Here is a 6,983-nt window from a genome sequence, read left to right as displayed (position 1 = left end):
AGAACAAAGGCAACCTCAGACGCAAGAAGAAGGAAGTTCAGAAAACACGCATTGACAGATTAGAGAACAGAATCGGCCCAAACTGCTTGTTGCTGCACTTTGGCCGAACGTCAGCTTCTCAGCCAGAGGGTAACGGAAAAGTGGAAAACGCGTCGTCCTTCGGTGCGTACCCGAGCACCCTGCGCGTTTCGGTCAGATCAAGCCGCTTAAACCGATTGTTGGAGATACCGTGCGCAATGAAGTGTCCGCTGATTTCAGCCTGAATTGCGCGGTCGATCAGGTGCGTTGCATCGTCGCGACTGAGCCAAGCACTGAGGTCGCGCATGGTTTCAAGTGGCGGGCCGTCGGATGGCTCGAACGCCCCGATCCGCAGTGAGACACAGGACATGCCGTGCTGTGTCGCGTAGAGCGAACAAAGGGCTTCCCCGTAGCACTTGGAGACTCCATAGAGATTGGCCGGGGCGACACCCATTCCCGGCACGACTTGCCGGTCGACAGGGTAACCTTCGATGGTTTGCGCGCTGCTAGCGTAAATGAAGCGGCGACACCCTGCTTTCCACGTGGCGTCAATCAAATAGGTTGTGGCTAAGATATTGGCGTGCAGCAGGTCGTCAAACTCAGCGTCCGGGTCAGGTATGCCAGCGAGATGCACAACGGCATCTACGCCAAGACACAAGGCGTCTGCGGTACTGGGATCGGAAAGGTCAGCTTGGACGAAACGATGAGGGCCTTCGATGGGACGAGCGGGTTCTCGCACATCTGACAGCACAAACTCATAGCGGTCTTGATGTTCGGTAACAAAGGCTTCCCCTATCCGACCCGATGAGCCAGTCACCAGCACTTTTTGCATGATATCCCCCCCTTTTTGATATTCTTCCGTTACCGACCTAGCGGACGCGCGTTGCGAGATGAGCGCCTCTGACGACGAGTGCCGCGCCCACCGCGGTCAGTGGCAGAATGGGTTCACACCAGAGGATGAAGCCAAAGATCGCCGCAAACACAATGGCCATGTAGCTCCAGGTAATTACTTTATCTCCAGGGGCCGCCGAAAACGCCTTGGCGTAGTAGAACTGGCCGATGATGGTAAAGGCCGCGACGGCGATGATCGGGGTGAGTTGTGCCACCGATGGAGTCTCCCACGTCCACGGTAGCGGCAGTGCTGACAGCAGGAGCGCGAAGAACGAGAAGTAAAACATTTGCCGTTCGACGGGCTCGGTTGCCGACATCGACCAGATGACCAGTGCAGCTGCAGCTCCTCCAAGAGCGGCGAGGATCGCAGCAACCTCGCCAATAGACACGCCCACCCGGTCAGGCTGGACGATCATCACGACGCCGACGAAGCTGATCAGAACCCCAAGCCAGACATATCGATCCGCCAGGCGCCGAAATACCAGAAATGCCAGAATGGGCACGAAGACCGGACCCATGGATTGCAGAACCACCGCGTTTGCGAAGGGAATCTGCGCCAGCGCATAGAAATACGTCACGAGCGCGCTGTAGGTGAACACCGATCTCAGGAAATGCTTGGACAGCTTATCCGTTCTCACGCCGCCAGCGGGGCGCATGATGAGTATCCACGCCGACATCATGATGAACATCCAGAGGTTCGTCCAGAAGACGACAACCAGCACATTCATGCCTTCAGTGGCAAAGCGCGCCGATGTCGCGCCCGACGCGAGCAGGAGTGCGGCGAAGACCATCAGGCGCGTTCCTCGCGCCACATCGTTTCCAGTCAAGGGAGTGCTCAAAGGTCGGTCTCGGCAGCTATCAGGGTTTGCGTCAGCGTCCCTATATCTGCACACTACTGCCATCTGTGTGGCAGTAGTGATGTGATACGCCTTCGAAAACTTGGAGGTGACCAAGGTGTCGAGATCGGCCAGGCTTTTTGAAGTAATCCAGCTCTTGCGCAACGCAAAGGGGCCGGTCCTCGCACGCGAGATCGCTGAGGCGCTGGAAATCTCGATCCGGACCGTATACCGCGACATTGCCAGTTTGCAGGCGATGCAGACACCGATCATCGGCGAGCCTGGGGTCGGTTATGTTATGCGCGAGGGATACGACCTCCCGCCAATCAACTTTGATGTCGAGGAAGCCGAATCGATCTCGGTCGGGCTCAGCCTGATCGCGCGCACGGGTGATCCGAGTCTTTGGCGCGCTGCACGACGCGCATCACGGAAACTACACGAAGCGGCACCCGGCACCCGGCAACTGCTCACATCGGCTTGGGGAGTTGAAAATGTCACCAAAGTCAATCTCAGCGAACTTCGCAAAGCCATTCGCGATGAGCGAAAGATGAACATCGAGTATTGTGACGTTGAGCAACAAAGAACCGAGCGCACGATCTGGCCGCTGGTCCTGATCTACTACGTGGACGCAGTGCTGCTCATGGCCTGGTGTGAACTCAGGACGGACGTGCGGCATTTCAGGCTGGATCGAGTGAAGAAAGCAAATCTGCTAAGCGACACCTTTTTGGGTCAGAGCGATGCGTTGATTGAGCAATGGGAGGTTGAGCAAAAGCACAACGTCGTTCCGATGAGAGAGCTTTGATTTCCAAGAAAAGCGGCAATTGCGTCTAAGCGTTGGACGGCAGCTCCGTCCGCCTTGCACGTATCCGAACACCTTGCGGCTAAGGTCCAGCAAGAGCCCATTATGTAGCTTCGGTATTTCTGCTGCGAGTGCACAAAGCACCGAGAAGTACCGCATATCCAAGTTCAGGCACGGAACAGTATTTTCAGTAAAGCGAGTATTCGTTGACAGCCAGGCTGGCCTCCATTTGAATAGCGGGTTCCGGCGGCTCAATGGCAAGATAGGCGGCCGGACAAGTTGAGTGTTTTTCGTACGACCATGCAGCGGTATTTGCAGACTGACCAAGACTCGTGCCCTATTCTGACCGGCGTCTCTGACCAGTCCCCTTTTGCGCAAGAACGTTTGATGGGATGTTTCAGCTACTTGCGGACATCGGTTCGGTCGGCGGGTCGCAGTCGTCAAGGATGACATGCCATAGAGTTTTCGATGCTCCTTCCGCTCCAGCGGTGGTTGTAGTCTTCGGTTCTCAGATACACCCTCCACTCGCAACACTTCTGTAAGACATTTCGCGTAGCTCGCTCGCAATTTTGCGCACAATTGCTCTTGGAGGGCCTTACATGTCGATTGTCATGCGGATCTATCTTGGGATGGGTGCAATGATTGCACTTGTCGTTATCGTTGGAGGCTTCGCCTCCTATCAAACGAACAGACTTGCGGATACTTTCGTCGAGTACCGAGGTACGGCCAAGACCAGCCTGATTGCCAATGAGCTGACCGAGGACCTGTTCGAAGCGCGTCTCGACAGCTCCAAGTACCGGATCACCAAGGATCGCAAGTACATCGATGGGTACAACGGCCGCGACGGTGTGATCGGCAATATCGAAGAGATCGTTGAGTTGTCACCCGAACTCATCGAGATGATGGAAGGCTATCCCGAGCAGGTAGAACTGACAAATATCGCCGATCTGCTGATCGAGTATGAAACCTCGATGGAAGCTGCCTACGAAAAGCAGACAGAGCGCGATGCGTATGTGGAAGAGACGGCTGAATTGGGCAAGAAGGCCCGCGAACAGCTGTCCGAAATCATGGAGACGGCCCTGCGGGACAACGATCCGCAAGCTGCCGCGGTCGCGGGCCGCGTGTCGTCACATCTGTTGCTGGCCCGCCTCTATCTGGAGCGGTTCCTTATCGACAACAAGGAAAGCGACGGTGCCCGCGCCGACGAGGAAATTGAGCTGGCCCGCAACGGCATGACCGATCTGCTGCGCGAATTGCAGAACCCGCGCCGGCGCGAACTCGCGCAGGCGACGATAGACGACCTTGCCGCCTTCGACACGGCCAAGGAGGCGGTGATCAATGTGATTTCAGAGCGCAACGCGATCTACGCGCGCATGGATGAGATCGGGCCGGAGACCCTGTCGCGCATGGAGACAGCGCTCAATGCCGTCGTTGACCGGCAGAACACGCTAGGCCCGGCAGGGGCAGCTATGGCGCAGCGCTCGATCGTGATCGTCTCCGTCTTTGTTGTGATCGGTGCGATCATTGGCGGCATTCTGGCCTTCTTCACCGCGCGGATCATTGCCTCGAGCCTGACCCGGATCACCGAAGACATGGGCGAGCTTGCCGACGGCAACCTAGATGTCGAGATTGAACCCAGCAAAGACGAGCATGAGATCGGCAAGATGACCAATGCAATGGTTGTCTTCCTCGACAACGCCCGTAAGGCCCGTGATCTGGACCTTGAAGTCAAGGAGAAGGAGAAGAAGGAACGCGAGTTGGAAGAGGCGAACCGGGCGCGCGAGGCGGAGCTGGAGAAAGAACGCCGTGCGGTCGAGGAGCGCGAACGCGAGGCCGAGCGCGCGCGGATGCAGACCCTGGAAAACTTCCAGAAGGATATGGAACGTGTTCTGGGCGAAGCCGCGTCCGGCGATTTCTCCAATCGCATGTCAAAAGACATTGACGACGAGGCTCTCGTCGGGCTGGCAGATGTCATCAACAAGTTGCTGGAGCAGACAGAAGCCAACATCGACGACATCGTGAGAAGCATCGGAGAGTTGTCGCAAGGCAACCTCGGTATCCGGATCGATGGTGACCGTCAGGGCGCCTTCCTGCGCATGAAGGACGATTTCAACGCTGCCCTGACGACACTGTCGGCCACGATGGCGGAGATTATGGACAGCGGTCAGAATGTGTCCGAAACATCGGTCCATCTTGAGAAATCGTCCAACGACATGGCGAAGCGCGCTGAAGACAACGCGGCGGCGGTGGAAGAAACCTCGGCTGCTGTGGAACAGATCACCGCCAGCATTCGCCAGGTGGTCACCAACGCAAAATCAGCTGATGAGGCGACGCGCAAGGTGCGTGAAAGTGCCGACAAGACCCGCCAAGTCTCGGATGAGACCGAAGCTTCGATCAATGCGATGACGGAGGCCTCGGCACAGATCAACCGGGTGGTCAAAGTGATCGAAGACATTGCGTTCCAGATCAATCTCCTCGCGCTGAATGCGGGGGTCGAAGCCGCACGCGCTGGCGAAGCCGGACGCGGGTTCTCGGTTGTCGCGTCCGAAGTGCGCGCGCTGGCGCAGCGCTCTCAGGAAGCGGTGCAGGAAATCAGCCAGGTCATTGACCAGAACAATCAAAGTGTCGAAGTCGGTGTCGAACAAGTCGCCTTGTCCCGCAAAGCGCTCGAAGAGATCATTGGCGACGTGGAAGTTGCGTCGGATCAGATCTCTGAAATTGCAATGGCGGTCGAGCAACAATCGGTTGGGATCGAGGAGGTCAATACGGCCGTCAGGTCGATTGACAAGACTGCGCAAACAAACGCCGCTTCGCTGGAAGAGATGACCGCTGCGAGCGTTTCGATGAGCAAAGAGGCCACCACACTGGCCAAGGCCCTGCAACAGTTTCACGGTGTGTCGAAATCGGAGACGCCAGCCAAAAAACCGAAGGCCGAAACGACCGTGGCAGCATCGGCGGATCATCCTGCTCAACCGCGAAGAACTGCCGCCGTTGCCGGCGGTCAACCGGTCGTCGACGAGAGTTGGGAAGAATTCTGATCCAACAACAGGCGTGGCGCGTTCAGCCCCACGCTTCCGGTACTTGTTGATTTGAAGGATCCTACCATGAACGACATTGATTTAACCGACAAATCGGTAGCAGTCGAACTGCTTTCCTTTAGAGCTGGCGGCCAGGATTATGCAATTGACATAGGTTCAACGCGCGAGATCCGAAGCTGGACGACACCGTCAGAAATGCCCGATGCTCCCGCGGATATGCTGGGTGTCATCAATTTGCGCGGCGAAGTGTTACCCCTGCTCGATCTTGCAGGAAGGTTGGGCCTGCCAACGCCGGAAGTCAACGAGAGAAGCGTCATTATCGTGGCTGAGCTTGACAATGAACCGATTGGTTTGTTGGTCGATGCAGTGTCGGATATCATCGCGCCATCAGAGGACGACTTGCAGCGACCATCGGATGCCGTGTCACGCGACGAACAGCCCTGCGTGCGCGCCCTAACACTCATCGGCAAAAAGCTAGTCCGTGTCCTAGAACTGTCATCGCTCAAGCCGGCGCAGATCAACCTTATTCCACAAGTCTGCGAAAACGAGCTACAGAAGTTCCAATAAAAACTTGGCACCAGATCCCCAATCCAAAATGGACTGGCTGCAGAGGCATCCAAAGCAATCGAGGATGCCTTTTGCTCCTACGTTCACCAAAAGAGGATTCTATTCCCGACCATGTCTAAAATGTGAGCGATTTCCTTGAGCAGCAGTTTCTAGATCTTAAGCGCTTTGAGCTAACCCTTTTTTAGTCAAAGTACTTCGCAATCTAGAAGGTGAATGTCGGACGCAAACTAGTCGGATTTACAAATCCTGCGAGCATTGTGCCACAAGACCTGTAGCGGCATTCGAAGAAGAACTAACTATGGCTTTCCAGCCGATTTTCGATGTGACCTCAGGCAAAGTGTTCGCCCAGGAAGCACTTGTTCGCGGTAAGGACGGATGATCGGCAGGCGAGGTTTTTTAGCATATCAGCGACAAAAACCGATATCGTTTCGATCAGCTTTGCCGATCAACCGCCATTGAGGTGGCAGCTGCAGCTGGTCTGGATAGTGACCTCTCCATCAATTTCATGCCCAACGCTGTTGACCTGCCCCCCGAGGCTCTCTCATTCATAACGAGAGTTTGCGGGTCTGGGTTTCATATTCTTCGTCGTCTGGTTGGGCAAGCGCGCCGGGCGCGGAGCCCTCAATTTGCTCAAGCGTCCGGCGCGCTTCTGCGGGCGTTTGGTTCTTGAGCGATGAGTGTGGTCTGACGTTGTTGTAGTCATGTCGCCACAACGCCAGTTTTCGCCGCGCGTCGTCGAGGCTCTCGAACATCTCTTCGTTCAGGCATTCGGTCTTAGGTAGCAAATGCACCAAGCGATTGACTATGCCCATGAATGAGAACAATATATGAACA

Annotated in this window: 6 protein-coding genes; 3 read left to right on the top strand and 3 right to left on the bottom strand. The window is 56.0% G+C overall.

Annotation, left to right across the window (positions count from 1 at the left end; all coding sequences use genetic code 11):
- Positions 1–118: 118 nt before the first annotated feature.
- Positions 119–850 carry an NAD-dependent epimerase/dehydratase family protein gene (locus tag MUB52_RS23710; protein ID WP_263846634.1) on the bottom strand — a complete coding sequence of 244 codons (732 nt, stop codon included), beginning with the start codon at positions 848–850 and terminating at the stop codon, positions 119–121.
- 37 nt (positions 851–887) lie between these two features.
- A complete protein-coding gene (locus tag MUB52_RS23705) occupies positions 888–1,700 on the bottom strand; it encodes a DMT family transporter (protein WP_263846633.1) in 813 nt (270 codons plus the stop codon).
- A gap of 154 nt (positions 1,701–1,854) precedes the next feature.
- Between MUB52_RS23705 and MUB52_RS23700 the strand changes: the two genes are divergently transcribed.
- The 3 genes from MUB52_RS23700 (at position 1,855) to MUB52_RS23690 (ending at position 6,149) form a co-directional block, all read left to right on the top strand.
- A complete protein-coding gene (locus MUB52_RS23700) occupies positions 1,855–2,547 on the top strand; it encodes a helix-turn-helix transcriptional regulator (protein ID WP_263846632.1) in 693 nt (230 codons plus the stop codon).
- 596 nt (positions 2,548–3,143) lie between these two features.
- Complete coding sequence (locus MUB52_RS23695; RefSeq protein WP_263846631.1) at positions 3,144–5,582, top strand: methyl-accepting chemotaxis protein; 2,439 nt, start codon at positions 3,144–3,146, stop codon at positions 5,580–5,582.
- 66 nt (positions 5,583–5,648) lie between these two features.
- Positions 5,649–6,149 carry a chemotaxis protein CheW gene (locus MUB52_RS23690; RefSeq protein WP_263846630.1) on the top strand — a complete coding sequence of 167 codons (501 nt, stop codon included), beginning with the start codon at positions 5,649–5,651 and terminating at the stop codon, positions 6,147–6,149.
- A gap of 545 nt (positions 6,150–6,694) precedes the next feature.
- On the opposite strand, the gene MUB52_RS23685 is transcribed toward MUB52_RS23690, so the two are convergent.
- A partial coding sequence (locus MUB52_RS23685) for an integrase core domain-containing protein (RefSeq protein WP_263846629.1) occupies positions 6,695–6,983 on the bottom strand: 289 nt, incomplete at its 5' end.

Origin of the sequence: Roseobacter sinensis, assembly GCF_025755255.1 — a bacterium.
Taxonomy (GTDB): domain Bacteria; phylum Pseudomonadota; class Alphaproteobacteria; order Rhodobacterales; family Rhodobacteraceae; genus Roseobacter; species Roseobacter sinensis.
This window is presented reverse-complemented; position numbering and strand designations above follow the sequence as displayed.

Coding starts and splice junctions, on each gene's coding strand:
- MUB52_RS23705 (WP_263846633.1), bottom strand. CDS start 1,700: ATGGTCTTCGCCGCACTCCTGCTCGCGTCGGGCGCGACATCGGCGCGC.
- MUB52_RS23695 (WP_263846631.1), top strand. CDS start 3,144: ATGTCGATTGTCATGCGGATCTATCTTGGGATGGGTGCAATGATTGCA.
- MUB52_RS23690 (WP_263846630.1), top strand. CDS start 5,649: ATGAACGACATTGATTTAACCGACAAATCGGTAGCAGTCGAACTGCTT.
- MUB52_RS23710 (WP_263846634.1), bottom strand. CDS start 850: ATGCAAAAAGTGCTGGTGACTGGCTCATCGGGTCGGATAGGGGAAGCC.